This window comes from Bradyrhizobium sp. A5 (genome assembly GCF_042076515.1).
Taxonomy (GTDB): domain Bacteria; phylum Pseudomonadota; class Alphaproteobacteria; order Rhizobiales; family Xanthobacteraceae; genus Bradyrhizobium; species Bradyrhizobium cosmicum.
Genome location: NZ_CP148990.1, coordinates 2,952,424 through 2,978,308, shown reverse-complemented (window position 1 = coordinate 2,978,308; position 25,885 = coordinate 2,952,424). Strand labels below are relative to the sequence as shown.

Sequence of the window (25,885 nt, the reverse complement as noted above, 5' to 3'; positions counted from 1 at the left end):
AGCATGATCTTTTCGGAAAACCGCTTCACACTTTTCCGGATCACGCTCATAGCAATCCGAGATCGCGCAACTCGCGCCGCATCGGCTCCGGCATCGCCGCGATCGAGCCTGCGGCGGACTTGCCGAGATCGGGCGGCACGGAATCGTCGGCGAGATAGCGCCAGCCCTGGAACGGCCGCATCGGCCGCGGGGATACCGAGATCACCTTCGGCTGCATCACGATCCGGCAGCGTCCGATGCCGTCCTTGTCGCGGAACGGCTCGATGCCGATGATCTTTTCGCGCGCGGCGACCTCGCCCTTGATGACCCAGTAGAGCGACCCGCCCGCGAGGATCTCGGCGTCGCGCTTGGGCACCATGCGGGTGATATGGATGTGATGTTGCGGCAGACCTTTCTTTTTGGCGGTCTGCATCCGTTCGGCGATCCACCCCTTCAATTCCTTGACGGAGTCGCAGCCGACGGCAAGCTTGATCAGATGTAGCGGCATGCCCCAGCATTAGCGGGCCGGCCGCCTGTTTTCAAAGCCGATCTACTCGTTATCCGCAGCCGCGGGAGCCGAGGCCGGCGGCGGCGCGAGCGGAACCGGTGCGGCCGCAGGCGCACGCTTGGCAGCCGACTGCTTCTTCGCAGCCGCAGGTGCAGCCGCCTGAGCCGAGGCCGCAGCGGGTGCGCGCGGAGCCGGCGCAGCGTTTGCGGCGGGCGCCGCCTGGCGCGTCGTCGCCGTGGGCGGCTCCGGAGTCATGATAATGACCGGCGGCGTCGACGACGCGCTCGGGAAATCCGCATTGGTCGGCTTGCCCGTCGGCATCGTCGGCGGCAGCCCGGCGAGCGGTCCTGTGGCCGGCATCGCGGGCGCCGTTGCGGGCGCGTTCCAGACCGGCGCATAGCGCGCGACCAGCGCGTCGTAGAGATGGGAATCCATGTTGGCGGCGACCTGCTGCTGATCGGTCAGCGAGCGGAAGGCCGCGCAATCGAACTGGGTGCAGCCATCGCGCGCGACCAGCACCTGCGCAACGAGGCCATAGCGATCGTGCTCCAGCGACTTGCGCAGCACCTTCATTTCCAGCGTCAGGCTCTTCTCGGCGGTGGCGGCATCGCCGAGCGCGGTCAGCCGGTCGATGCGGGAAGCGGTGTAGGCAACGGCCGCAGCCGCAGTGTCGGGCGCACCGAACAGCGCCTTCTCGCAGCCGACGGCCACGGCATCGCCCGCGAGATCGTCGAGGCAGGACAGCGCCGGCAGGCTCGCCGTCACCGTCGCTTGCGCACGTGCCTCAGTCGGGGCTGCCTGCCCGGCCGGTCCGTTGGGGTGGATGGTAGCGGCCACCGCGACGGCAATGGCGAGCAGCGTGATGACGGTCAGCGCGCCGTTGGCGACCGACTTGTCGGCGCGCAGCAGCGTGATCAGCAGGATCAATCCGAAGAAGCCGGCAGCCGCCAGCGTCATCCACATCGGAAAGGCCGGCGAGCGCCAGATTTGGTCGAGCGACGTGGTCCATGCCCAGTTCATGCGCGATGTCCCCTCACGCGAGCAAAGAGCGAATGGTCAAAGCGAGTACCGCGAGTCAGTAGCTGCCCCCGAATGACTCTGTCGAGGCGAAGCGGGCCTTTTGACGGCGAACACGTCAATTCGTTCGCAACGTCAATGCGCGGCTGCGTGCCTCTCAGGACTGCGCGAGCTGGCTTTCCTTGGCGACGCGTTCGAAGGCTTCGGTCGAGCTCTTGATGCGGTACTGGCAGTCGTCGCCGTCCGTCGGCAGCAGGCGGATGATCTCGTAAGAGCCACTCGCAGCCGGGCGCGCGACATTGCTGGCGGTGAACAATACGCGCGTTCCCACGGGAAATTTATGCTTCAACGCCCATCTCCATCACTCAAACAGCGCCGGCCGTGCCCAGGGTCCCACTGCGACGGACCGGCTGAAAACCCGGCCTGTCCTATAGCATGCGGCCGGCCGATTTGGCCAGCAGTATACAGGCATGGAAAACGTCCCGATCCCGCAGTGATTTCAGGACGATAGTCGGGGAACCGTCGTCCGATGATACCGCTGGAACCCGGGCACCTCAGGTGGTATGAAGGCACCAGCCACCGGGACCCGCATGCTCCCGGGTGCCGGCCACCTTCCGGTCGACCGGGATGCTGGCCTAGACGGTCTCGAACCTGTCGATGAGAATCGTCTCGGCCAGCCCGTCACGGGTCCATTCCTGGAACGCCGGCAGCGCCATCATCGTCTCCATGTAGACCCTGGCCTCCGGCCCGACATTAACCGCGTAAGTGCGGAAGCGGTGCACGACCGGCGCGTACATCGCATCCGCCGCGCCGAAGCCGCCGAACAGGAACGGTCCCTTCGCGCCATAGCGTTCCCGGCACTCGCGCCAGATCTCCTGCACCCGTGCGATGTTGGCGAGCGCATCCGCCGACAGCGTCACGGGGCGCTCCGGCCGATGCAGGTTCATGCCGCATTCGTTGCGCAGGGCCATGAAGCCGGAATGCATCTCGGCGCACACCGAACGGGCATGCGCGCGCGCGGCGACATCGTCGGGCCACAGCTTCTTGTCCGGATAACGCTCGGCGACGTATTCGATGATAGCAAGCGAATCCCACACCGTGATGTCGCCATCGACCAGCACCGGCACCTTGCCTGCGCGGCTGAAGGAGAGGATCCGCTGCTTGTCCGCGGGGTTGTCGGTGTAGAGCGGGATGACGGTCTCCTCGAACGGAATGTCGCTCGCGCGCAGCGCGAGCCAGGGCCGCAACGACCACGACGAGTAGTTCTTGTTGCCGATCGCAAGCTTGAGCGTTGCCATGTCACCGGTCCTTCCCGAGTCCGTTTATGCGGCTGCTTTTAGCGCCAACGCCTGCCGCCAATCAATCGTTGCCGCGACCAGCCATGCGTGGCAATCGTTGCGATCCTTGCGAGGAGAGCGACATGAGCAGGCATTGGATCGACATCACCGCCGTCGGCTTCTTCATCGTCGAATGGCTGGTCTATGCCCTGACGCTGGAGCATTCGGCGTATGGCCGCGACAGCCTGTCGGCGCGGATGAACCGCTATCGCGAGGTCTGGGTCCGCCGTCTGCTCGACCGCGACACCCGCATGGTCGACATGCAGATCATGGCCTCGCTTCAGAACGGCACCGCCTTCTTCGCCTCCACCAGCCTGTTCGCGCTCGGCGGCGCGCTGGCGCTGCTGCACGCCACCAACGACGCCATCACCATCCTGAGCAAGCTGCCGATCGACCTCAGCACCTCGCCGGCGATGTGGGAGCTGAAATGCGTCGGCCTCGTGCTGATCTGCGTCTACGCCTTCTTCAAATTCGCCTGGGCCTATCGCCTGTTCAACTATGTTGCGATCCTGTTCGGCGGCATGCCGCCGGCCGCGCAGCGGGACACGCCGGAGGCCGAAGCCCACGTCATCCGGACCACGCGCGTGTTCGAATCCGCCGGCCGCCACTTCAACCGCGGCCAGCGCGCCTTCTTCTTCGCGCTCGGCTATCTCGGCTGGTTCGTCAGCCCCTGGGTGCTGTTCGTGACCACGGCCGCGGTGGTGATCGTGACCTGGCGACGGCAGTTCGCGTCCAGCGCCTGGCAGGCGATGGCGCCGGCGGCGACAGCGGATGGCGAGGGGATGCGGAAGCGCGGTGCTGCTCAATGACGGCAGCTCTCGTGTCCCGGGCGCGCTGCAGCGCTCTTGCGCTGCGTCCGGGGCATTAGAGAGCAATTCGTTTCGCATCCATCTTCAATTTGCAGACACGCCTTCTCATTCTCGCGGCGCATTTCGCCCGAGCTTTGCTTCTTCTCTATACCCTCCAATCCAAGAGGGCGCAGGGAAGACCGGGTGCCGGCGGGCACCCGCGGTCCGCTGCGCGAAAAGCACACGCAGAAGAGACCGCACAGCAGCATACAGGTGTCGCCGATCACTCGGCCTTCCCTGCGCGATGGTTGGACGGCTTATGCCGTGCTCTCCCGGGAGCCGAACTTTCCTTCTGGCCTCCCTCGCCCCGCGAATTGACGATGCCGTCCGCCCGGTTGGGCTCGCGCACATCTCCGCTGAAGGCTTGACCGTAGCAACGACGGCCAGGACCACACGGTTTTGCCGTACGCATCAGCGCCGCTCGTCCGCACATGGCCGCGGGCTCACAGGGACTACCCGCCCTGCCCTTAGAGCGGTTCATCGATTTATTGAATCGGGAGGGATTCCGTCGGGCGGCGGTTTGTGATTCAAGATGCTGGCTGGATCGGAGGCCAGCATCAGATGGTCCGACCTCTTTCGAATGATCTTCGTGAACGAGCCGTGAAGGCGGTGGAATCCGGCGAGAGTTGCCATGCTGTGGCGGCCCGGTTCGATGTTGCAGTGTCGTCCGTCGTGAAGTGGAGGCAGCGCTATCGCGCGACGGGTTCGGTGGCGCCGGGCAAGATGGGCGGTCACCGTAAGCCGGTTCTGGGGCCGCATCGAGCGTTCATCGTGGAGCGGATCAGGCAGACGCCACATCTAACGCTGCACGGGCTGAAGGACGAACTTGCCGCGCGAGGCGTGAAAGTCTCACACCATGCGGTATGGACCTTCCTGCGACGCGAAGGTCTCAGCTTCAAAAAAAACACTGTTCGCCCTTGAGCAGGGTCGCGCCGACGTCGCGCGGCGGCGGCAGCGCTGGCGCAGCTTGCAGGATCGCCTCGATCCAAGCCGCCTGGTGTTCATCGACGAGACCTGGATCAAGACCAACATGGCCCCGTTGCGCGGCTGGGGATCCAAGGGCGAGCGGTTGCGCGGCTTTGCGCCGCACGGTCACTGGCGAACCCTGACCTTCCTCGGTGCCCTACGCTCTGACCAGCTCACTGCGCCTTGCGTGTTCGACGGACCGATCAACGGCGAAAGCTTCCGCGCCTATGTCGAACAGCAACTCGTCAAAGTGCTCAAACCGGGCGACATCGTCGTCATGGATAATCTCGGTAGCCACAAGTCCCCGACCGTTCGGCAGATGATCCGGAAAGCCGGCGCAAGACTGTGGTACCTGCCGCCGTACTCACCCGACCTCAACCCGAACGAGCAAGTCTTCGCCAAGATCAAGCACTGGATGCGCATCGCACAGAAGCGCACGATCGACGACGCCTGCGACCACATCGGCAACCTCGTCAGAAGCGTTCTGCCCAGCGAATGCAGCAACTACTTCGTTAATGCCGGATACGCTTCTATCAAAAAATGAAACGCTCTAGCCTCTCGCGCACGACGCTGCCGCGTCCACCGCAGGCCCGGCTCGCATATCGCGACGACGTACGACCGCCCCTCAAGGAAGAGCCGGGATGAGCGGCATATACGACAATTCCGAATTTCGGTAAAGTGGAATATTTTCGCGCGAACGGATTGACCGAGAGTGTGGGTGTTTTGCCCGTCGGGCAGCGCAAGCTCCTGTAGCTACCCGCCGAAATCCCGCGGGCTGAATGGCAGGTCCATCACCTTCCATTCCCCGTATTTGTCGGCCGGCAGCATCTTGTAGGGCTGGCAGGACTCGAGCGCGCTGATCGCGGACTTCACGATCGCGACGCCCTTCGCGGACGGCGGGGCCTGGATCAGGATAGGCGGGCGCGCCAGCGTGCCGTCGATGGCGAACACCGCACGCAGCTTGATGTTGACGTTGTCGGTCGGTGAAACGCCCGCCGGGAGCTTTGCACAGCTTCTCAGGCGGCGACGAAGCTCGGCGATGATTTCGGACGGAAGCTTGGCGGCGATCGAATCCTTGGCGTCGCCGCCGTCGTCCTTGGGAGCGTCTTTCGGCTCGGGCGGCAGTTCCGGCGGCAGACCCAGCATGACGCCGTACTTGACGGTGACATCAGGCTCCGGCGCCTGATAGGCCGGCGGCGGCGCGGCCTGTGGCTGCGACATGGCGGCGGGCGACGGCTGCGCCGGTGGCTGTGACATCGACTGGGGCGGACGTTGCGGCATCGGCTGTTGCGGCGGCAATTGCGATGGCTGCGGCTGTGGCGGCGAAGGCTGCGGTTGTTGAGGCTGCGGCTGCGCGGTGGCTTCACGCTGCTGCGGTGACGGCAGTGGCTGCGGCTGTTTCTGCTGCGACGGTTCAGGCGATGCCTGCTGCTTCGAAGACGACGCCGCGGCCTGCTGCTTGGCCGCAGGTTTCGGCGCCGTGGCCGCCTTGTCCTTGTCGGTGACATCCAGTTTCGGCAGCCTCAGGTCGAGGGGCGGCTCCGGGGGCTTTTCCTTCACGTCTTCTTTGGCCTTCTCCTCGGCCTTTTCTTCCGCCTTGGCCTCCTCCTGCTTCACCTGCTCCGGTGTGACGATGTCGACCGACACGGTTTCGGGCGGTGCGGCGTGAAACGGATGCACCTCGCTGATCACGATGATCAGCCCGACGAGCGTCAAATGCGCGATCGCCGACGCTGCAATGTCCGTTCGTATGATCTTCCGCAGTTCCATCGCCCGATCTTGGGTTGCCGCCGCGGTCCTACCATACCCCGGCCGCCCCTCAATCCCATTTTGGCGCGAAACCATAGTCGGTGAGACGGCCCTTCGGACTGGCCAGCGCGGCGATCCGGGTCATCTCGTCGTCCGAGAGCTCGAAATCGAAGATCTCGATGTTTTCCGACAGGCGTTCGACGCGCGAGGTGCGCGGGATCGCGGCGACATTCTGTTGCACCAGCCAGCGCAGGCAGATCTGTGCCGGTGTCTTGTGGTGGGCACGGCCGATCTCGCCAAGCGTCTGGTCGGACTTGATGCGGCCCCGGGCAATCGGGCTGTAGGCGACCAGCGCGAGACCATGCTGGTCGCAGGCCGCCTTCACCTTCGCCTGGTCGAGATAGGGATGGTATTCGACCTGGTTGCAGACCAGCGGCTCCGGGCACAACGCCACCGCCTCTTCGATGAGCGCCACCGTGAAGTTGGAGACGCCGATGTGGTGCGTCAGGCCCATGCGTTTGGCGTGCGCCAGCGCGCCAAGCGTCTCCGCCAGCGGCACGTGCGAATTGGGCCAGTGCAGCAGCAACAGGTCGACCGACGGAAGCCGCAGCCGGACGAGGCTCTCCTTGACCGAGCGCTCGAGATCGTGCGGCGTGAAATGGCTGGTCCAGACTTTGGTCGTGAGGAAGATGTCGTCGCGGCGCACACCGGAGGCGCGCAGGCCGTCGCCGACCTCACGCTCATTCTCGTAGACCTGCGCCGTGTCGATGTGGCGGTAGCCGAGCCGCAGCGCCTGCTCGACCACGCGTCCGCAGGGGCGACCGCTCAGCTCCCACGTCCCGAGCCCGATCGCCGGTATTCTTGCGCCATTGGCCTCGACGAACAGCATGAGGAAACCTCTCTGTTGTGGTCGTCCCAAGCATCATCCGGGGTCATTATGGACCCGGTCCGTGACACTGCCAACGGAAGCCGCAGCGATCGGCCCGGATATTCAGCGCAATGCTAACGGGAGGTGTGCGTCAGGCCTTGACGTCAGGCCTTGCTGTCAGGCCTTGGCAAGCGCCTGGAACACGGTCTCCGGCGCATGCGCGATCACGGCGAGAAGCGCGCGGGCCGGTCCCCGCGGAGCGCGCTTGCCCTGCTCCCAGTTGCGGATGGTCTCGACGGGAACGCCGAGTTTTGCCGCAAACTCCATCTGGGTGAGGCAGGCGCGGCGGCGCAGATCGCGCACCGCGAGCGGGCTGGTATCGGCCGGCGCTGCGCTGGCCGCAGGCTGGATTGGAAACTCCTGCCCATCCCGCAGCTCGACAACCCGTCCGTCAGCCTTCAGCCGCACACGCATGCTCATTCCCCCAAGCGGGCGCGATCATGCGGCAGGTCGCTTAAGTTCGGATTAAAGATAGGGACCGTCATTCCGGGGCGCGCCACTTGGCGCGAGCCCGGAATGACGAAACGGAGTCAGACCTACCTCAACCCGAACCACAACGTGGCAATGCCGAGGAAGGAGAAGAAGCCGACCACGTCGGTCACCGTGGTGACGAAGGTGCCGGAGGCCACCGCCGGGTCGGCCCTGACGCGTTCGAGCGCCATCGGAATCAAAATGCCGCCGAGCGCGCCGGCGACGAGGTTGACGATGATCGCAAGCCCGATGACGATGCCGAGGCCCGGGATCTTGAACCAAGCCACCGCCGCGATGCCGGTGATCACGGCGAAGGCAAGTCCGTTGACGAGGCCGACCATGCCTTCGCGCATCACCACGCGCCAGGCGTTCGAGGAGCCGAGCTCGCGGGTCGCCAGCGCCCGCACCGCGACCGTCATGGTCTGGGTCGCGGCATTGCCGCCCTGGCTCGCCACGATCGGCGCCAGCACGGCGAGAGCGACCATCTTCTCGAGCTGGCCCTCGAACAGGCCGAGCACGGAGGATGCGAGGAACGCGGTGGCCAGATTGACCAACAACCAGTTGAACCGCGCGCGCGCGATGGTGAACACGGTGTCGGAGAGCTCTTCGTCGCTGTTGACGCCGCCGAGCGCCTTGAGGTCCTCGTCCGCCTCTTCCTCGATCACGTCGACGACGTCGTCGACGGTGATGACGCCGACGAGGCGATCCTGGGTGTCGAGCACCGGGGCTGCGACGAGATTGTACTTGCCGAACATGCGCGCCACCTCCTCCTGGTCCTCCAGGACGGAGACGCGGCGGCGGTCCTCGTCGGTGAGTTCAGTGAGCGGCACCGGACGGCGGGCGCGGAGCAGGACGTCGAGCGAGACCGCGCCCTGCCAATGCCGATCCTTGTCGACGACATAGATCTCGTAGAAGCGATCGGGCAGATCGGGCGTATCGCGCATGTAGTCGATCGCCTGCCCCACGGTGAAATCCTGGGGCACCGCGATGAACTCGGTCTGCATCCGGCGGCCGGCCGAGTTCTCCGGATAAAGCAGGCTGCGCTCGAGCGCGACCCGCTCCTGCAGGGGCAGCTTCTCGAGGATCTCCTCCTGCTCGTCCTCGTCGAGGGTTTCCAGCAGTTCGACGGCGTCGTCGGATTCGAGCTCGCGGACGCCCTCGGCCACCGTCTCCGGCGGCAGCTCGTCGAGGATCTCCTCGCGGACGGCCTCGTCGACCTCGTTCAGTGCCGAGAAGTCGAAGTCCGTGCCCGTGAGCTCGACCAGGCGGACGCGGTCGTCGGGCGCAAGAGCGCCGATGAGATCGCCGAGATCGGCCTCGTGCAGCTCGGCGACACAGGCGCGCAGCGAGGCGCTGTCGCCAGCCTCGATCGCATGGGCAATTTCCGCGACGAATTCGTGACGAATTTCACCGTCTTCATTGCGCATCGGCACGTGGTCGAGTACCGAGGCCTCGGCGGATGAGGCACCGTCCATATGTTCATCCATGGCGCGCCTCGCCGTTTGACAGGTTGGAACGGGTCGTCTGAGCTGATGGTTCAGGCAATACCCACAAGGCAACAGCCAGCGCAATGACAAAGATGCTTCGACTGAGGTGGACCTCGATCGCGGCGGGCGCGGTCCTCGCGGCCGTCGCCGGCATTGCCTCGGCCGGGGCCGCGGACTGTCCGCGCAAGGACGCACTGGGAACCTCGCGGGTTCTCAGCGTCGATGCGAAGGTCACGCCGCGCGTGGGCTTGAAGAGCTTTCCGCAGACGCTGGCGCTCGCCGATCACGAGGTCGTGCTGACCTTCGACGACGGCCCGCATCCGCCAACGACGTCGAAGGTGCTGGCGGCGCTGGCGCAGGAATGCGTGCGCGCGACCTTCTTCCTGATCGGCCTGCACGCCTCCGAGCACCCCGACATGGTCAAGCGCATCGCGCGCGAGGGCCACACCATCGGCCACCACACCTGGTCGCATCCGTTCATGGCGCGGATCCCGTTCGACAAGGCGAAGAGCGAGATCGACCGCGGCATCGCGGCCGACGAGATGGCGCTGAAGGGCGTCTCGACGACGACGCCCTCGACGCCGTTCTTCCGCTTCCCCTATTTCGAGTCGACGCCGGCGCAGCTCGACCTGCTGCAGTCGCGCGGCATCGTCGTGTTCGGCGCCGACCTCTGGGCCAGCGACTGGAACGAGATGACGCCGGAGCAGGAACTGAAGCTCGTCACCGAGCGCCTCGCCGCCGCCGGCAAGGGCATCATCCTCTTCCACGACCCCAAGGCACGCACGGCGGCAATCATGCCCGCCTTCCTGCGATACCTCAGGGACAACGGCTTTCGCGTGGTTCACGTGGTCCCGGCCGGCGCATCACAGAAGAACGCCGACGCACGTTGATGCCGGAATGTCACGCCGTCGCAAAATGGGGTGATTTGGGCCCTATTAACGATCTGTTCATGCTACGCCATGCAAACATGGACGGAATATTGCGCCTGAACCTTTTCTAGGCGTCTCCGACCACCTAATGGCGGCCATCGCGTATGAGGGCAGACGGGGTTCATGATCGGAAGTAGCGTTGTTGTCCGGACGCGATCGTGGATCGTCCTCTGTCTCGGATTGCTGACCGTCGGCACACCGGCGGCGTTTGCAGGCGATTGCCCCGGCCATCCGGACGCGCTCGGGACGTCCCGCACGCTCGTAGTCGATCCGCGCGAGCATCCGCGCATCGGCACGATGCAGTATCGCGAGACGCTGCCGCTGAAGGACCACGAGGTCGTGCTGACCTTCGACGACGGTCCGCTGCCGAAATATTCCAACCAGATCCTCAAGATGCTCGACGACGAGTGCATCAAGGCGACCTTCTTCATCATCGGCGGCCAGGCCAAGGCGAACCCGGAAGGCGTGCGCAAGCTGGTGGCGGCGGGCCACACGGTCGGCACCCACAGCATGAACCATCCGCTGACGTTCGACAGGATGCCGATCGAGAAGGCCGAAGCCGAGATCAATGGCGGCATCGAGTGGACCTCGGCTGCAATGACCGATCCGTCCAGGCAGCTCGCGCCGTTCTTCCGCATTCCCGGCCTGATGCGCGCCGATGCCGTCGAGAATCTCCTGATCTCGCGCGGCATCCAGGTCTGGAGCGCCGACTTCCCCGCCGACGACTGGCGGCATGTGTCGTCCGACCGCGTCTACCAGCTCGCGATCCAGCGGCTGGAAGCCAAGGGCAAGGGAATCCTGCTGCTGCACGACATCCAGGCCCGCACGGTGGCGGCGCTGCCGAAGATCATCCGCGACCTCAAGGCGCGCGGCTATCGCATCGTGCATGTGGTGCCTGCGACCACCGAACTGCCGGCGACGCCAACCACGCCGGTGGAATGGCTGCTGCATCCGCCGACCGAGACCGTGCCGATCGCGCGCTGGCCGGCGGTGCCGAATTTCGTGTTCACGCAGACCCCGACGCTTCCGGCGCCCAGCCTCGCCGATCTCAACGCACAGGCCGGGCACCAGCCGCTGCTGCCGCGCAAGACGATTGCGCAGGCGAATGTCGCGGCCACCCTGCCCGTGCCGGGCCGCGATCTGTTTGCGATCCCGGAAGGCTCGATCGAAGTGTTGCTGTCGACGACCTTGTCGCGGCGCGCCGCGACGCGGATGGCGATGGCTGCCGAGGCGCCGCGTACGGCCAGGGGCAAGGCCGGCAAGCCTCACACCGCCCACGCTGCCCACGCCGCGCCAAAGCATACGGCCCAGGCCAAGGGTACGACGCCCCGCCCGACCCGCGTCGCGAACAGCGTTAAGAAGCGCGCTTGACTGTTACTGCCGCATGATGTTGGCGACGCAGAGCAGCACGATCAGCGCCAGGAAGAACAGATCCATATAGGACTTCAGCTCGCCGTCCCGCCGCAGCCGGGCGACGTCGGCCACCACCTGCTTGCGCGCGTTCGTTCCGCCCGCACCGTCGTTGATCGGCCCCTGCAGGCGCTTCGTCTCGGCCTCCAGCTTCTCGATCTTCTGGAAGAAGTAGAACGCACGCAGCGTCGAGGCCGCGCGCATGCCGCTATAGACCAGCACCAGGATCGCGATGATCGCCCGATTCTGGTACTTCTCCATGAAATTGAGGCTGAAATAGACCATCGCCATGAACGCGAAGTTGGTCACGAAGCGGTAGACGAAGCTTAGAAAGACCATGCTGGCTCCGGCCTTGAGCGGTATGACTGACCGTCTGGCTTTGTGGAATTCAGGATCGAGGATTGCAGGCCGGGACAGCCGGCCTACAGGTTGCGCGAGGCCCGTCTACGCCAACTTTGTTTCAACAAAGATACGATCGCCCGCGCAATTGGCGCCTTTTAGCCACGCGCCGCGGTAATGCAAGCGAGCACGCAACGATCATCGTGTTCCGTCGCCGCGGCCCGATGGAGATTCGGTGGGAGCTACGGTACACTGGCACAGCCACCGCAGATGGGGTCTGCCGATGCCGAAGAAGGGAATCACGGGCCACGACGACTGGGTTCTGACCGAGGCCCTGGCGACCGCGCTGGTCGCGCTGGAGCAGCTCGAACCAAAGCACCAGCCGAGCGCGCATATGGACGACATCCGCAAGATGCTGGCGAACGGCAAGGAGCCGGCGGCGGTGAGCCTGCACCTCGCCCAGGCCAAATGCCGCCTGTTCCCGGAGTCGGATCCGCTGGAGATCTACCGGGAATACGGGATCGGCGAGGAATATGGCTGAACGGGCCCGCCTATGTCACCGGCGCGGCCGAGGCTAGTTTGCCGATGCCTTGAGCAACGGGCATTCACTCTGGCTCAGAGGAAGAAAGGCGTCGTCGGCGGAAATCTTCTCGACGACATTGTAGTAATCCCAGGGGGTCTTGACGTCCTCGGGCTTCTTGACCTCGACCAGATAGAAATCGTGAACCAGCTTGTTGTCGGCGCGCAGCCGTGCGCCCCGCGCGTAGAAATCGTCAACCGGCATCGCGCGCATCTTCTCGAGCACCGCGTTGGTCTCGTCCGTTCCAGCCGCAGCGGCCGCTCTCAGATACTGCAGCACGGCGGAGTAGACGGCGGCCTGCGGCGCGGTCGGCATGGCCTTGTGGAGCTTGTAGAACCTCTGGCCGAAAGCGCGCGTCTCCTCGTTGAGGGCCCAATACCAGGCCGTGACGGTCGTCAGCCCCTTCGCCGTTTCGACGCCCATGGCGTGCACGTCGGTCAGGAACATCAGCTCGGCGACCGCCTTCTGCGGCCCCGCCCCCATGCCGAACTCATTCCATTGCTTCATCGAGGTCACGAGCTGTTCGCCGGCATTGGCAAACGCGACCACCTTGGCCTTCGAGGCCTGGGCTGCAGCAGGAACGAGCCGTAATCGGCGTTTCCGAGCGGATGAAACACCGCACCGAGCGACTTGGCTCCGGTTGCGGACAGCACGCGCTGCGACACCTCCACCATGTTGCGTCCAAACGCATAGTCGGCCGCGATGAAGAACCAGCTGTCGTATCCCTGCGACACCAGCCGTCGAACGGATCCGGCGACCAGATTGTAATTGTCGTGCAACCACATCAGGCCGGTGCGCGAACATTGCTTGCCGCCGATCTCGGTGGTGCCGACGGCCGCGTAGATGACGATCTTGTTCTTGTCGCGTGCGAGCGACTGGATGGCGAGGGCCACCGCGGAGTTTCCGACATCGGCCACCATGTCGACACCGTCGACGTCGAACCATTTGCGAACGATCTGGGCGCCGATATCCGGCTTGTTCTGATGGTCGGCGACCACGATCTCGACCTTCAGCCCCGGGGTGGTCTGCTTGAAATCGTCGATCGCCATTTTCGCGGCGACGACGGAGCCTGGTCCGGCGAGGTCCGACAAGGGTCCCGCCTGATCGTTGACGATGCCGATCCTGACCACCCCGCCGGAGAAGTCGGCAGCCGCGCTCCGCTCGGCGAGCGCGACCGGACCCAGCGTCAGGACAAGTCCTAGGGTGAACCGGGCAAGCGGGACGCGCCATGACTGCAACTTCCCAACACGACAAGGCGCCATTGCCCCCTCCATTCCAGCATCGCGACATCTGTCAGCGATGACCTGCCCAATGATCCCGATTCCGATTGCCGACTTTCGCAGCGTGCTATCCCTGCTGACCGACGGCCTTCCTGACGAACTCCAGCCGTCTCGCCTGCGCAGGCGCGACCCGCTCCTTCATCGCGGCGAGGATCGCGGCCGGCGCCGTATCCGGCGAGCCGGCCGCGAACGGCGGGGCGGGATTGTATTCCATGCGCAGTTGAATCATCTCCGCGGCGCCGCGGCCTCGCAACATCGAGACCAGCGTGAGCGCGAAGTCGATGCCGGCGGTGATGCCGCCGCCGGTGATCCGATTGCGATCGATGCAAACCCTCTCCCGCGACACCGACGCGCCGAACAACGGCAATGCGTCCGTAGCCGTCCAGTGCGTCGCCGCGCGAAATCCCTGCAACAGGCCGGCTGCACCAAGCACCAGCGAGCCGGTGCAGACCGAGGTGACGTATTGGGCGCCCCTCTCCTGCCTGCGCAGAAAGGCGAGGACGTCCTCGTCGAGCATCAGCTCATCGGTCCCGTAGCCGCCCGGAACGCAGATCACGTCGAGCTGCGGGCAATCGGCGAACGTGATCGTCGGCGTCAGCGTAATCACGGAATCGCTCGGCACGGGTTCGATACGTTTCCAGATCAGATGCACGTTCACGTCCGGCAGGCTGGAGAAGACCTGAGCCGGCCCCGTGAGATCGAGTTGGGTGACGCGCGGAAAAACCAGAAGGCCGATCTGCAACGGACCCGACATATCCAACCTCGACATCGCGCTTGACGGTTGCAGCCTGCCATGTTGGCCTAGGCTGCGGAAACGGCGTAATTCCCTCATTTTTGGACGCGTCCATGATCGGCTTCCTGATCTTTCCCGAATTCCAGTTGCTGGACGCGGCCGGCCCGATCTCGGTGTTCGAAATCGCCAGACGTCACGCACCGGACGCGCCGCAAATCATCACGATCGCGGCCAAGGCAGGCGCGGTGCGCAGCTCGTCGGGCACCGAGATGCTGGCGCGCAACCTGCGCGCGGCCAGCGCCGTCACGACGCTCTTCGTCGCGGGCGGAGAAGGCGTCGAGGCCGCGGCACGCTGCAAGACGACGATCGCGTTCATTCGGAGACTCGCCAAGCGTGGCGTGCGTATCGCCAGCGTTTGCAACGGGGCCTATCTGCTTGCCGAGGCGGGACTGCTGGATGGCCGCTGCGCGACGACGCACTGGTGCTGCGCGCGCGACTTCACTGGGCGCTACCCGAACGTCAGGCTCGAGCCGGACCAGATCTTCATCCGGGATGATCGGGTGTGGACGTCGGCCGGCATCACCGCCGGGATTGATCTTGCGCTCGCCATGATCGCCGAGGACCACGGCGAGGAGATCTCGCAGGCGACCGCCCGACAATTGGTCCTCTATCATCGCCGCGGCGGCGGGCAATCGCAGTTCTCGACCTTGCTCGAGCTCAAGACGCCGAACGGCCGCTTCGGCGGCCTGTTGTCCTGGATGCGCGAGAATCTGGATGCGCAGCTCACGGTCGACGCACTTGCCGAGCGGGCGGGCTTGAGCTCACGGCATTTCGTCCGCTCCTTCATCGCCGAAACCGGCTCCACGCCGTCCAAAGCCCTGGAGCGATTACGGGTCGAGGTCGCGCGCGAGCGGGTGCAGTCGTCGGGCGAGGCGATCGAGCGCGTCGCGCAATCTACCGGCTTTCGCGATCCCGAGCGGATGCGCCGGGCCTTCATCCGCGCCTTCGGTCATCCGCCGCAGTCGCTGCGACGGTCGGCGCGGAGTGCGTGAAGGACGAATCGAGAGATGCATCCGTGAAACGATCGAGATGGCGGCCTCAATCGCGCCTATCACTCGCCGACCTCGGGGCAGCGCAGAGGCCACCGGCGCGCAGCGCCAAATCCGGGGCGACGCAACGCCGGTCCCGGGCAAAAGTTAGAAAACTCAGGGATATCAATGCCAATATTGGCTTTTGGTGCGCTCGGAGGGACTCGAACCCCCACGATTTTACTCACTGCCACCTCAAGGCAGCGCGTCTACCAATTCCGCCACGAGCGCTTTGGGGATGCCGGCTTAAGGCTTGAGGCCTGCCGGATCAACGGCGCCGATCTAACAAATCCATCAGAGGGGTACAAGCCTGCAAAGGCCCCGAATTCCACAAGCTTGGCAGGAAAGTTCGGCCCTCCTGCCCGGATCGGCCCGATCGGGGGCGAGCCCTGCCCGTCCTGCCGCTACCGCGTGCCCTGGCCGCTACCGCGCGCCGGTCGTGCGCGGCAGCATCTGCTTGACCTCGACCGCGATGCGGTTGCGGTCGACCAGCACGACGCCGGAGGCTACGGGAAGATTGTTGGCCAAAACCTTGACCTCGTCGGCCTCGGTTGCGTCCAGCTCGATGATGGCGCCGCGGGAAAGACGTAATACTTGATGGATCGGCATGGTGGTCGTCCCGAGGACGACCATGAGATCCACGGTGACTTTATCGAGTGTCGGCACTGTCATGACCACCGCAACTGGAGACTGGCATTTGCACCTGCGATCATCACCACGTTATGGTTAGCCAATGGTTAATTCGCCTCAAAACCCCCGCCAGGACCTCGACCTGACGTCGTTTTCCGCCACAGGCGGCGCCCCCGTCGAATGGCGGATCTCGGACGCGCCGGTGCCCTATCCGGAAGCCGTGGCCGCCATGGAGGCCCGAGTCGCGGCGATCGCGGCGGGCGCGGCGCCGGAACTGGTCTGGCTGCTCGAACACCCTCCGCTCTACACCTCCGGCACCTCGGGCAAGGCCTCCGACCTGCTCGATCCCCGCTTCCCGACCTTTGCGACGGGACGCGGCGGCCAGCTCACCTATCACGGGCCCGGCCAGCGGGTGGCCTACATCATGCTCGACCTCAAGCGGCGCCGGCCGGACGTGCGGGCCTATGTCGCGAGCCTGGAGGAGTTGATCCTGCGCACGCTCGCGGCCTTCAACGTCCGCGGCGAGCGGCGCGAGGACCGGGTCGGCGTCTGGGTCAAGCGGCCCGACAAGGGCGCGGAGCACGAGGACAAGATCGCGGCGATCGGCGTGCGGCTGAAGCGCTGGGTCTCGTTCCACGGCATCGCCATCAATGTCGAGCCGGAGCTTGCGCATTTCGCCGGCATCGTGCCCTGCGGCGTCGCCGATCCCCGCTACGGCGTCACCTCACTGATCGATCTCGGCCAGCTCGTGACCATGGCCGATGTCGATATCGCGCTCCGGCAGGCATTCGAAGAGCTGTTCGGGCCGACGCGTGCGCTGCTGCCGGAGGCGGCGGTCTAGAACTTTTTCTGTACGAGACTGACCGCGCGTTCTCCGCTCGCCGCGGAATCGGCTACACTCGTTGCAGGTGCCGCCCACGCCTCCCCCCTCCGCCGGGAAAGTACAGATCATGCCGGGCGATGCGATCATCGGACCGACTGTTCGAGCGCCAAGGCATAAGGAGGGATTGCGCTTTCTGCTCGCAATGGGAGGTTCTGACGATGAGACTGTCTGCACCGATCTATCATCTGAAGCGCAAGGCCAAGCGCCTGTCGCGCGAGGAAAGCATCCCGCTCCATGACGCGCTCGACCGCGTCGCTACGGCGGAAGGGTTTTCCGCCTGGAGCATGCTCGCGGCCAAGGCTGCCGCAGTGACGCCGGCCAACAGGCTGTTTCCGCAATTCCGGTCGGGTGATCTGGTTCTGGTCGGGGCGCGCCCCGGTCAAGGCAAGACGCTGATGAGCCTCGAACTTGCGGTGGAGGCCATGAAGTCCGGCCATCGCGCCGCGTTCTTCTCGCTCGAATACACCGAGAGGGACGTGCTGGATCGCTTCCGGGCGATCGGCGCGAACCCGGCGGAGTTCGCTCCGCTGTTCGAGGTCGATTGCTCCGACGCGATCAGCGCCGATTACGTCGTCAAGCAGATGGCCGCAGCTCCCCGCGGTACAATCGTGGTGATCGACTATCTGCAGCTGCTCGACCAGAGGCGGGAAAATCCGGACCTGACCGTTCAGGTGCGCGCCCTGAAATCGTTCGCACGCGACAAGGGGTTGATCGTGGTCTTCATCTCGCAAATCGACAGGTCCTATGACGCCTCGATCAAGCCCTGCCCCGGCCTCGACGATGTCAGGCTGCCCAACCCGCTTGATCTGAAGCTGTTCGACAAGACGTGCTTCCTCAACAACGCCGAAGTTCAGTTCCGGGTGGCGAGCTGACGATCGGGCCGCGGGCGGGATGGCTCGCCCGCGGCCTTCCTGCCTCACGCCGCCTGCAGCGCAACCTCGAGCTTGCCGGCGATGTAGCGGCGCTCCTGGGTCAGGCCGCCAAAGCCATAGGCATCGCCCTTGACCTCGTCGACATGGAGGTAGGTCTCGGGATGCAGCGGGCCGAGGATGTCGACCATCCGCTTGAACATCGCGGCGAGATAGGCCGCCTTCTCGTCCTTGGTGTTGGTGCCTTCGGTGACGTGAATGTCGATCCAGTAACTGGCGAGCTTTTGCTCGGCGAGCGATTGGCCTCCCGCGAACCAGTCGCTCGCATCCACGGCCTTCACGATGATGGCCGTCACCCTGGGATCCTTGTGCAGGATTTTTGCGGTGAGCTCGGACACGGCATTGGCGATGTCGGCCTTCAGCGACGGCGACTGGCGGGACGAAGCATAGGACACGGTGATCAGCGGCATGGTCGTTCTCCTCAAGATGCGGCGCGGTGTTCGCGCGGCGTTGGAGAGAAGCTAGACCTTCCGCCATCATTTTGGTATCTTATCTCTACTGATACCAGTGATAATGAACTGTTATGGCAGCCACCCTCGACATCGCCACCATCAAGGCCTTCCTCCTGGTCGCCGACCTCCAGAGCTTTACCCGCGCCGCGGAAGCGCTCGGCACCACGCAGGCGGCGGTCAGTCTCAAGCTGCAGCGGCTTGAGACCTTGCTCGGCAAGCGGCTCGTCGAGCGTTCCCCCCGCGCGGTCCGGCTCACCGCCGACGGCGCAGCGTTCGTCGATCGCGCCCGGGCGCTGATCGATGCGCATGACCGCGCGCTGTCGGGCGAAGCAGCGACCGCGCAATCGCTCTCGCTCGGCATCTCCGACCACGCCGCGGGCCCCGAGCTGGTGCCGCTGCTCGAACGCCTGCACGCGATGTCGGCGAACCTCACCCTCGCCGTCACCATCGGCTTCTCGCGCGAGATGCAGGACGCCTATGACGCAGGCCAGCACGATGCGGTGATCGTCCGGCAGGAAGGCAGCCGGCGCGGCGGCGAGAAGCTGACTGAAGACGAGTTCGGCTGGTTCGCGTCACGACGCTTCTCCCTGCCGAAGGGCGAGGCGCTGCCACTCGCGACACTCGCCCCGCCCTGCGGCGTGCGCGCCATCGCCGTGCGCGCGCTCGACAAGGCCGGCATCGCCTGGCGCGAGCGTTTTGTCGGCGGCGGCGTCACGGCGGTGGCGGCGGCGGCTCTTGCCGGACTCGCGATAGCGCCGCTGGCGCGGCGGATAGCACCGGCGGGTCTGATCGACATCGGGCCCGCGCACAAGCTACCCAAACTCGGCAGCTCCAAGGTGATGCTGCATTCGAAGGTCAGCGATCCCGCAAAACTGGCGGCGCTGCGAGCCATCGCGGCGACCTTCAGGAGCGCAGCGTCTTGACGCCGCGATCAGCCGGATCAGGGCCGGCTGCCATGCGCCCTTGCCTGCTGCATACCGTTGCGCAAAGTTGCCCAAGAATCCTTCAACCGGGGAACCAAACGGACCTTGAAACGTTTGCACCGGTCGAGGCGGGGTCCCGGAATGGTTAAAAAACTTAGTCAACAGAGAGACTTGTTCGAAAGCGAACGAAGTTTCCGATTGTTGGTTGAAGGCGTTGCCGACTACGCGCTCTATATGCTCGATCCCTCCGGGATCATCACGAGCTGGAACATCGGCGGCGAACGCATCAAGGGCTATTCGTCCGAGGAGATCGTCGGCCAGCATTTTTCCCGCTTCTACACCGAGACCGACCGCGCCAATGGCAAGCCCGCCCGCGCCCTTGGCATTGCACGGGACCAGGGCCGTTACGAGGAGGAAGGCTGGCGCGTCCGCAAGGACGGCACCTTCTTCTGGGCCAGCGTCGTGATCGACCCGATCTACGAGGGCGGCACCATCGTCGGCTTTGCCAAGATCACCCGCGACATCACCGAGCGCCGCAACACGCAACTCAAGCTCGAGGCGATGCAGACGCAGCTCGCGGAGTCGCAGAAGTTCGATGCGCTGGGCCAGCTCACCGGAGGGGTCGCCCACGACTTCAACAACCTCCTGATGATCATCAGCGGCAGTCTTCACATCGTGAAAAAGGGTGCGGCTGACGACGCCAAGCTTCAGCGCGCGATTTCGGCGATCGAGACCGCGACCAAGCGCGGCGCCGCGCTGACCGGCCAGCTCCTGAGCTTCGCGCGGCGGCAAAGCGTCAATCCGCAGGCGATTGATTTCGCCGAGCGCATCGGTTCGATCCGCGAGGTGCTCGATGCCGGCGTCGGCAGCTCCATTCGCCTTGCCTTCGACATCGACCACGATCTCTGGCCGATCAGGACCGACGCTTCCGAGTTCGAGACGGCGCTGCTCAACCTCGTCATCAATGCCCGCGATGCGATGCCTGACGGCGGCACCGTGACAGTCAGCGCGCGCAACGTCGTGCTGGACGAGACGCTGCTGACCGGCGAGTTCGTCGCCATCGACATCGCCGACACCGGGCTCGGCATTCCCTCCGACGTCGTCGACAAGATCTTCGAGCCGTTCTTCACGACCAAGCCGATCGGCAAGGGCACGGGCCTCGGCCTGTCGCAGGTGCACGGCTTCGCACATCAGGCCGGTGGCACGGTGAAGGTCGCAAGCGAGCTCGGCAAGGGCACGACCTTCACCGTCCTGTTGCCGCGTGGCACGGATGCGCCGACAAGGGAAACGGCGAAGGCTACCCCGTTCCGCGGCAGCGGCACGGTGCTGCTGGTGGAAGATAATCCGGACGTCGCGCTCGTCAGCATCGGGCTGCTCGAGCAACTCGGCTATCGTGTCTGCCGCGTCCCCGACGCCGAGTCGGCATTGCGCGAGCTCGAGCACAACGGCGTCGACTTCGTGTTCTCCGACATCGTCATGCCCGGCAAGATGGACGGTCTCAGCCTCGCCCATCATCTGCGCCAGATCCACCCCGGCCTGCCGATCCTGCTCGCCACCGGCTACAGCGAGGCCGCCGCCGACGTGCGCGGCGATTTCCCGATCCTGCGCAAGCCGTATGAGATCCACGAGCTGAGCGAAGCGATCGCGAAGCTGCCGCGGTGAGGCTTTTCTTCGCCCCTCCCCGTAAGAACGGGGCGAGGGAGCGCACCGTCTGGGCTTTGAGAGCGCAGCTACACCGTCGGCAACACCGAGAACGTTTCCCCTGCCCGGCGCAGGTTCAACTCGTCCACGCTCGCCGTCTCGCTGGTGACGCTGTCCACGCGCGAGGACGGCGGCCCGTGGCGGCACAGGGCGACCATGTCGGCGACATGGTTCGGCGGCCCCGCGAACAGCGCTTCGACTCCGCCGTCACGGCGGTTGCGGACCCAGCCTTCCAGCCCGCACGTCGTGGCCTGATACTCGACCCAGGCCCGGTAGCCTACGCCCTGGACGCGGCCGCGGATCATGACCTGGAGAATCGCATGGCTCATTTTTTCAGCCCGAGCACATCGGCGCTGCGTGCCTTGACGTCGGCCTCGCGCGTGACGCGGTTGGTCAGTTCCGCCGAGGGCAATCCCTTCAGCGCCTTCGGCGGCGTACCTTCGCGCAACGCCTTCTGCGTCTCGTAGACGGCCTGCATGGCCGCCGCGATCGGCGCGTGGCCCTGGAGCGCGATGCGCACGCGCTGGCCGGCGAGATAGTCGAGCACGTTCACGTCCTCCGGCGCGCCGCCGAGCACGATCGGCAGGCGCGTCGCCGCCGCGATCGCCTCGAGCTCGGCGCGCGACTTGACGCCGGTGAAGAACAGCGCATCGACACCGGTCGCCTCATAAGCCCTGGCGCGGCGGATCGCGTCCTCGATCGAGGTGATGGAGGCAGCTCCAGTGCGACCTATGACGACCAGCGAAGGATCGCCACGACCGTCGAGCGCGGCTTTCATCTTGCCGACGCCCTCTTCCAGCGAGATCAGTTGCGCCTTTGCTTCGCCAAAGGCGGCCGGCAGCAGCGTGTCCTCGATGGTGAGGCCGGCAGCACCCGCGGTCTCCAGTTCCTGCACGGTACGTCGCACATTGAGCGCGTTGCCGTAGCCGTGATCGGCATCGACCAGCACCGGCAAGCTTGCGGCGCGCGACATCCGCCGCATCTGTTCGGCAAGCTCGGTGAGTGTGATCAGCGTGATATCGGGGTCGCCAAGCACCGCGAGCGAGGCCACCGAGCCGCCGAACATGCCGAGGGGAAAGCCGAGATCCTCGGCGATACGGATCGAGATGGCGTCGTAGACCGAGCCGGGATGGACGCAAGCCGAGCCCGACAGGATGATGCGCAGCTTGTCGCGGCGGGAACGAAAGGCCATGGTTGCCTCACTCCAAATTCCTCATCCTGAGGAGCGCGCTCTTGCGCGCGTCTCGAAGGATGAAGGCCCAGCTGGTGGCCTCGCCCTTCGAGACGCCGCGCAGGCGCGGCTCCTCAGGGTGAGGGTCTCCTGTTGTGCTCTGGAGCGACTTACGCAAACTCCAGGATCAGCGCGTCCACCGCGAGCGTCGCGCCCGCGCTGGCGTGGATTTTCTTCACGGTGCCGTCCTGCTCGGCGCGGAGCACGTTCTGCATCTTCATGGCCTCGACCACCGCGAGCGTCTCGCCGGCCTTGATCTCCTGCCCCTCGGTCACCGCGATCGAGACGATGAGCCCGGGCATCGGGCACAGCAGCTTCTTGCCGGTGTCGGAGGCCGTCGTCACCGGCATCAGCCGGGCGGACGCGGCTTCCGCTTCGGTCCAGACATAGACCGGGACCTCGACGCCCTGATGGGCGAGGCGAATGCCGTTGGCGATCGGACGTGTCTGCACCGCGACGACATGACCGTCGATGGTGCCCTGCCAGACCGGATCGCCCGGCTTCCATGCGGACTGCAACAGATGTGCATCGCCGGTCTTGCCATCATGGTCAACGAAGCGGATCGCGATCGCCTCGCCCTCGCGGGCGACCTCGAGCAATATCTCCTGGCGGTCGAGCCAGACCGCGCGGCGCCGCTCGCGCTGCACGACACGGCCGCCCATTTGGCCGGAGATCTGCCGCTTGCGCTCGCCGAGCACGTGATCGATGGCAGCGCCGACCGCCGCGATGCGCCGCGCGACCTCGCCTTCCGGCACGCGCACGGCAAAGCCCTTGGGAAACTCCTCGGCGATGAAGCCGGTCGACAGATTGCCCTCGCGCCAGCGCGGATGATGCATCAGCGCGGACAGGAACGGGATGTTGTGCCTGATGCCGTCGACATAGAACGAGTCCAGCGCGGTCGCCTGCGCCTCGATCGCAGCGGCGCGCGACGGCGCATGGGTGACGAGCTTGGCGATCATCGGATCGTAGTGGATCGAGATCTCGCCGCCCTCCTGCACGCCGGTGTCGTTGCGGACGGTGATGCCGTCCTTGCTGACTTCCGCCGGCGGACGGTATTTCACCAGGCGCCCGATCGAGGGCAGGAAGTTGCGGAAAGGATCCTCGGCGTAGAGGCGCGATTCCACGGCCCATCCCTTGAGCGTGACATCCTTCTGCGTTAGCGCGAGCTTCTCGCCGGCGGCCACGCGGATCATCTGCTCGACGAGATCGACGCCGGTGACGAGCTCGGTGACGGGATGCTCGACCTGGAGGCGCGTGTTCATCTCCAGGAAGTAGAAGCTCTTGTCCTGCCCCGCGACGAACTCGACGGTGCCGGCGGAGTCGTAATTCACGGCCTTGGCCAGTGCGACGGACTGCTCACCCATCTTGCGGCGGGTGGCCTCATCGAGCAGCGGCGACGGCGCTTCCTCGATGACCTTCTGGTTGCGGCGCTGGATCGAGCATTCGCGCTCGCCGAGATAGATGACGTTGCCGTGCTTGTCGCCCAGCACCTGGATCTCGATGTGGCGGGGATCTACGATGAACTTTTCGATGAAGACGCGGTCGTCGCCGAACGAAGCTTTCGCTTCCGCCTTGGCGAGATTGAACCCCTCGGCGACCTCGGCTGTCGAATGCGCGATGCGCATGCCCTTGCCGCCACCGCCGGCGGAGGCCTTGATCATCACGGGATAGCCGATCTCGTCGGCGATCTTGACCGCGTGCTTGTCGTCCTCGATGACGCCGAGATAACCCGGCACGGTCGAGACCTTGGCCTTGGCGGCGGCCTTCTTGGATTCGATCTTGTCGCCCATCGCGGCGATCGCGCCCGGGTTGGGACCGATGAAGACGATGCCGGCCGCTTCAAGGGCGCGCGGAAATGCCTCGCGCTCGGACAAGAAGCCGTAGCCGGGATGCACGGCCTCGGCGCCCGTCTTGCGGCAGGCCTCGACGATCTTCTCGATCACCAGATAGCTCTCGGCCGCGGCGGGCGGCCCGATCAGCACGGCCTCATCGGCCATCTCGACATGGAGCGCATCGCGGTCGGCCTCGGAATAGACCGCAACCGTCTGAATTCCCATGCGGCGCGCGGTCTTGATGACCCGGCAGGCGATTTCGCCGCGATTGGCGATCAGGATCTTCTTGAACATGCTTTTCTTGAATCTCGACCTTGGGCGGGACCCTTCCCTGGCCGCTGGGGCCGTTCGGACGGGCCGTGTGCCCCCCGTGGTACATCAAAATAGGCCGGAGGCAACGGTCTAAATCCGGCTCCTCTGGCGTACCAGCGCAAGACCGAAGCCTGCCCGGCAAGCCCTTGGGCGACTTACGGCTTCCCGGGCTTGGGCATCTCCGTCGACGTGGCTTTGGGCGTTCCCTGGGCCACGTCCCGGACCAGGCCATGGATGAAGCCGAGTTTGGCGACCACGGCCGGCGACAGGATGAAGGGATAGAGGTCGCGCATACCCATGGCGCGGTTGACGCTGTTCATGGCGAAGGTGAAGGGCAGCCATGCGTTGACGATCGCCTCGACGTCCCGGGCCTCGTAGGGATTGAAACGAATGCGCGCCGTCAACTCCCCGTCGCGGTCGACCTTGGGCCGAACCTCCATGCCGAACTCCGAGGCCATTTCCAGGGTATCGACGATGTGGAGGTAGTGCGCCCAGGTTTCGGCGAAGTCTTCCCAGGGGTGGGTCGTGGCATAAGCCGAGACGTAGTTCTGCTGCCAGTCCGCCGGCGCGCCTTCGGCATAATGGCGCTGCAAGGCCAGGCCGTAATCGACCGAATCGTCGCCGAACACGGCACGGCAGTCGTCCAGCTTGCCGCCGTCACGCACCAGCACGTCCCAGAAATAATGTCCGACCTCGTGGCGGAAATGCCCGAGCAGCGTCCGATAGGGCTCCCCCATCTCCAGCCTGCGCCGCTCGCGCTCAATGGCGTCCGTCTCGGTGAGCGCGATCGTGATCAGGCCGTTGTCATGCCCGGTCAGGATTTTTTGACCGCTGCTCGGATCGTCGGCGAGGAAGTTGAAGATGAGGCCGTGCTCGGGGTTTGCCTGACGGGTCTGGAGCGGCAGCTTCCAGCGGATCAGGGAATAGAACAGGCGGTGCTTGGCCACCTCCAGCTCGCGCCAGCCGACGAGCTGCGCGGGGTCGGAGAGGTCAGGCACGATGCCGTTGTGGCGGCAGGCGCGGCAATAGCCGGTGCTGTCGTCCGCGTCGGTGAGCCAGTTGCAGGAATCATACTCCGCGTTCCGGCACAGCATCCGCCCCCGCCCCTTGTCGGCAAGCGTGGCCCAGCCCTCCCCGTCGGGCTCGAGCGCCGACATCGTCTCCCGTTCCGGCAGGAAGGCGACACGGTGGCCGCAGCGTTCGCAGGCGCGGTTCTCGAAATAGAGGACGTTGCCGCAGGACTGGCAGACAAAGAGCTTCAAGATTTAGCCTCTTCGGAAACAGAGTTTTATCAATGAGAGTTTTGGCGCCTCGCAAAGACGCGTCCGCGGACGCATCGTTCC

The 25,885-nt window shown here is 65.3% G+C and carries 26 protein-coding genes, 1 tRNA gene and 1 pseudogene; 10 read left to right on the top strand and 18 right to left on the bottom strand.

What is annotated here, in order from left to right; genetic code table 11:
• Positions 1-46: 46 nt before the first annotated feature.
• From WHZ77_RS14205 to WHZ77_RS14190, 4 genes are all read right to left on the bottom strand, one after another.
• Entirely contained in the window at positions 47-487 is a 441-nt protein-coding gene (locus WHZ77_RS14205; RefSeq protein WP_151649763.1) for a DUF1489 family protein, read from the bottom strand.
• A 42-nt stretch (positions 488-529) separates the two neighbouring features.
• Positions 530-1,507: a hypothetical protein gene (locus tag WHZ77_RS14200; protein ID WP_375314197.1), complete on the bottom strand. Its 978-nt coding sequence runs from the start codon at positions 1,505-1,507 to the stop codon at positions 530-532.
• Between the two features lie 154 nt (positions 1,508-1,661).
• Complete coding sequence (locus WHZ77_RS14195; RefSeq protein ID WP_014494643.1) at positions 1,662-1,853, bottom strand: hypothetical protein; 192 nt, start codon at positions 1,851-1,853, stop codon at positions 1,662-1,664.
• Positions 1,854-2,139: 286 nt separating this feature from the next.
• Positions 2,140-2,802 carry a glutathione S-transferase family protein gene (locus tag WHZ77_RS14190; RefSeq protein ID WP_375314196.1) on the bottom strand — a complete coding sequence of 221 codons (663 nt, stop codon included), beginning with the start codon at positions 2,800-2,802 and terminating at the stop codon, positions 2,140-2,142.
• 122 nt (positions 2,803-2,924) lie between these two features.
• Between WHZ77_RS14190 and WHZ77_RS14185 the strand changes: the two genes are divergently transcribed.
• Positions 2,925-3,650: a DUF599 domain-containing protein gene (locus tag WHZ77_RS14185; RefSeq protein WP_375314195.1), complete on the top strand. Its 726-nt coding sequence runs from the start codon at positions 2,925-2,927 to the stop codon at positions 3,648-3,650.
• A 600-nt stretch (positions 3,651-4,250) separates the two neighbouring features.
• A protein-coding gene (locus WHZ77_RS14180; RefSeq protein ID WP_375314194.1) for an IS630 family transposase occupies positions 4,251-5,199 on the top strand; the annotation gives its coding sequence in 2 pieces (ribosomal slippage) (positions 4,251-4,586 and positions 4,588-5,199; 948 coding nt in all).
• A gap of 209 nt (positions 5,200-5,408) precedes the next feature.
• On the opposite strand, the gene WHZ77_RS14175 is transcribed toward WHZ77_RS14180, so the two are convergent.
• The 4 genes from WHZ77_RS14175 to mgtE all read right to left on the bottom strand — a co-directional run bounded on the left by WHZ77_RS14175 (position 5,409) and on the right by mgtE (position 9,290).
• A complete protein-coding gene (locus tag WHZ77_RS14175; RefSeq protein ID WP_375314193.1) occupies positions 5,409-6,425 on the bottom strand; it encodes a hypothetical protein in 1,017 nt (338 codons plus the stop codon).
• A 49-nt stretch (positions 6,426-6,474) separates the two neighbouring features.
• Positions 6,475-7,293, bottom strand: coding sequence for an aldo/keto reductase (locus WHZ77_RS14170; protein WP_375314192.1), 819 nt, complete (start codon positions 7,291-7,293; stop codon positions 6,475-6,477).
• A 156-nt stretch (positions 7,294-7,449) separates the two neighbouring features.
• Positions 7,450-7,752, bottom strand: coding sequence for a helix-turn-helix domain-containing protein (locus WHZ77_RS14165; protein ID WP_375314191.1), 303 nt, complete (start codon positions 7,750-7,752; stop codon positions 7,450-7,452).
• A gap of 116 nt (positions 7,753-7,868) precedes the next feature.
• Positions 7,869-9,290, bottom strand: coding sequence for a magnesium transporter (gene mgtE / locus WHZ77_RS14160; protein WP_375314190.1), 1,422 nt, complete (start codon positions 9,288-9,290; stop codon positions 7,869-7,871).
• 83 nt (positions 9,291-9,373) lie between these two features.
• Here mgtE and WHZ77_RS14155 point away from each other — a divergent pair, with 83 nt between their 5' ends.
• The gene (locus tag WHZ77_RS14155) at positions 9,374-10,180 is read left to right on the top strand and encodes a polysaccharide deacetylase family protein (RefSeq protein ID WP_375314189.1); all 807 of its coding nucleotides are present in this window, start codon (positions 9,374-9,376) and stop codon (positions 10,178-10,180) included.
• A 162-nt stretch (positions 10,181-10,342) separates the two neighbouring features.
• Entirely contained in the window at positions 10,343-11,590 is a 1,248-nt protein-coding gene (locus WHZ77_RS14150; protein ID WP_375314188.1) for a polysaccharide deacetylase family protein, read from the top strand.
• 3 nt (positions 11,591-11,593) lie between these two features.
• Here WHZ77_RS14150 and WHZ77_RS14145 read toward each other — a convergent pair whose 3' ends face one another.
• Positions 11,594-11,968 carry a hypothetical protein gene (locus WHZ77_RS14145; protein WP_375314187.1) on the bottom strand — a complete coding sequence of 125 codons (375 nt, stop codon included), beginning with the start codon at positions 11,966-11,968 and terminating at the stop codon, positions 11,594-11,596.
• Positions 11,969-12,251: 283 nt separating this feature from the next.
• Between WHZ77_RS14145 and WHZ77_RS14140 the strand changes: the two genes are divergently transcribed.
• On the top strand, positions 12,252-12,509 hold the full coding sequence (locus WHZ77_RS14140; RefSeq protein WP_375314186.1) for a hypothetical protein: 258 nt from the start codon (positions 12,252-12,254) through the stop codon (positions 12,507-12,509).
• 33 nt (positions 12,510-12,542) lie between these two features.
• Here the strand turns inward: WHZ77_RS14140 and WHZ77_RS14135 are convergent.
• Together WHZ77_RS14135 and WHZ77_RS14130 are read right to left on the bottom strand one after the other, a co-directional pair.
• Positions 12,543-13,810: pseudogene (locus WHZ77_RS14135) on the bottom strand (ABC transporter substrate-binding protein).
• An 85-nt stretch (positions 13,811-13,895) separates the two neighbouring features.
• Positions 13,896-14,582 (bottom strand): DJ-1/PfpI family protein, encoded by a 687-nt coding sequence (locus WHZ77_RS14130; protein ID WP_375314185.1) that lies wholly within the window; start codon positions 14,580-14,582, stop codon positions 13,896-13,898.
• A gap of 92 nt (positions 14,583-14,674) precedes the next feature.
• Between WHZ77_RS14130 and WHZ77_RS14125 the strand changes: the two genes are divergently transcribed.
• Positions 14,675-15,613, top strand: coding sequence for a GlxA family transcriptional regulator (locus WHZ77_RS14125; RefSeq protein ID WP_375314184.1), 939 nt, complete (start codon positions 14,675-14,677; stop codon positions 15,611-15,613).
• A 182-nt stretch (positions 15,614-15,795) separates the two neighbouring features.
• Here the strand turns inward: WHZ77_RS14125 and WHZ77_RS14120 are convergent.
• A tRNA-Leu gene (locus WHZ77_RS14120) sits at positions 15,796-15,880 on the bottom strand.
• A 192-nt stretch (positions 15,881-16,072) separates the two neighbouring features.
• Entirely contained in the window at positions 16,073-16,315 is a 243-nt protein-coding gene (locus tag WHZ77_RS14115; protein WP_375314721.1) for a FliM/FliN family flagellar motor switch protein, read from the bottom strand.
• A 67-nt stretch (positions 16,316-16,382) separates the two neighbouring features.
• Here WHZ77_RS14115 and lipB point away from each other — a divergent pair, with 67 nt between their 5' ends.
• Positions 16,383-17,120 carry a lipoyl(octanoyl) transferase LipB gene (gene lipB / locus WHZ77_RS14110; RefSeq protein ID WP_375314183.1) on the top strand — a complete coding sequence of 246 codons (738 nt, stop codon included), beginning with the start codon at positions 16,383-16,385 and terminating at the stop codon, positions 17,118-17,120.
• Between the two features lie 200 nt (positions 17,121-17,320).
• Positions 17,321-18,034 (top strand): DNA helicase, encoded by a 714-nt coding sequence (locus WHZ77_RS14105; protein ID WP_375314182.1) that lies wholly within the window; start codon positions 17,321-17,323, stop codon positions 18,032-18,034.
• A 44-nt stretch (positions 18,035-18,078) separates the two neighbouring features.
• Here WHZ77_RS14105 and WHZ77_RS14100 read toward each other — a convergent pair whose 3' ends face one another.
• Positions 18,079-18,501 (bottom strand): 4-oxalocrotonate tautomerase family protein, encoded by a 423-nt coding sequence (locus WHZ77_RS14100; protein ID WP_375314181.1) that lies wholly within the window; start codon positions 18,499-18,501, stop codon positions 18,079-18,081.
• A 113-nt stretch (positions 18,502-18,614) separates the two neighbouring features.
• On the opposite strand from WHZ77_RS14100, the gene WHZ77_RS14095 reads away from it, so the two are divergent.
• Positions 18,615-19,466: a LysR family transcriptional regulator gene (locus tag WHZ77_RS14095; protein ID WP_375314180.1), complete on the top strand. Its 852-nt coding sequence runs from the start codon at positions 18,615-18,617 to the stop codon at positions 19,464-19,466.
• A gap of 141 nt (positions 19,467-19,607) precedes the next feature.
• Positions 19,608-21,128: an ATP-binding protein gene (locus WHZ77_RS14090; protein WP_375314179.1), complete on the top strand. Its 1,521-nt coding sequence runs from the start codon at positions 19,608-19,610 to the stop codon at positions 21,126-21,128.
• Positions 21,129-21,196: 68 nt separating this feature from the next.
• On the opposite strand, the gene WHZ77_RS14085 is transcribed toward WHZ77_RS14090, so the two are convergent.
• The 4 genes from WHZ77_RS14085 to WHZ77_RS14070 form a co-directional block, all read right to left on the bottom strand.
• The gene (locus tag WHZ77_RS14085; RefSeq protein WP_375314178.1) at positions 21,197-21,496 is read right to left on the bottom strand and encodes an acylphosphatase; all 300 of its coding nucleotides are present in this window, start codon (positions 21,494-21,496) and stop codon (positions 21,197-21,199) included.
• Positions 21,493-22,359: an oxaloacetate decarboxylase gene (locus WHZ77_RS14080; protein WP_375314177.1), complete on the bottom strand. Its 867-nt coding sequence runs from the start codon at positions 22,357-22,359 to the stop codon at positions 21,493-21,495. The genes WHZ77_RS14085 and WHZ77_RS14080 overlap by 4 nt, the downstream gene beginning before the upstream one ends.
• 149 nt (positions 22,360-22,508) lie before the next feature.
• Entirely contained in the window at positions 22,509-24,524 is a 2,016-nt protein-coding gene (locus tag WHZ77_RS14075) for an acetyl-CoA carboxylase biotin carboxylase subunit (protein WP_375314176.1), read from the bottom strand.
• A 173-nt stretch (positions 24,525-24,697) separates the two neighbouring features.
• Entirely contained in the window at positions 24,698-25,804 is a 1,107-nt protein-coding gene (locus WHZ77_RS14070) for a putative zinc-binding metallopeptidase (RefSeq protein ID WP_375314175.1), read from the bottom strand.
• Positions 25,805-25,885 lie beyond the last annotated feature (81 nt).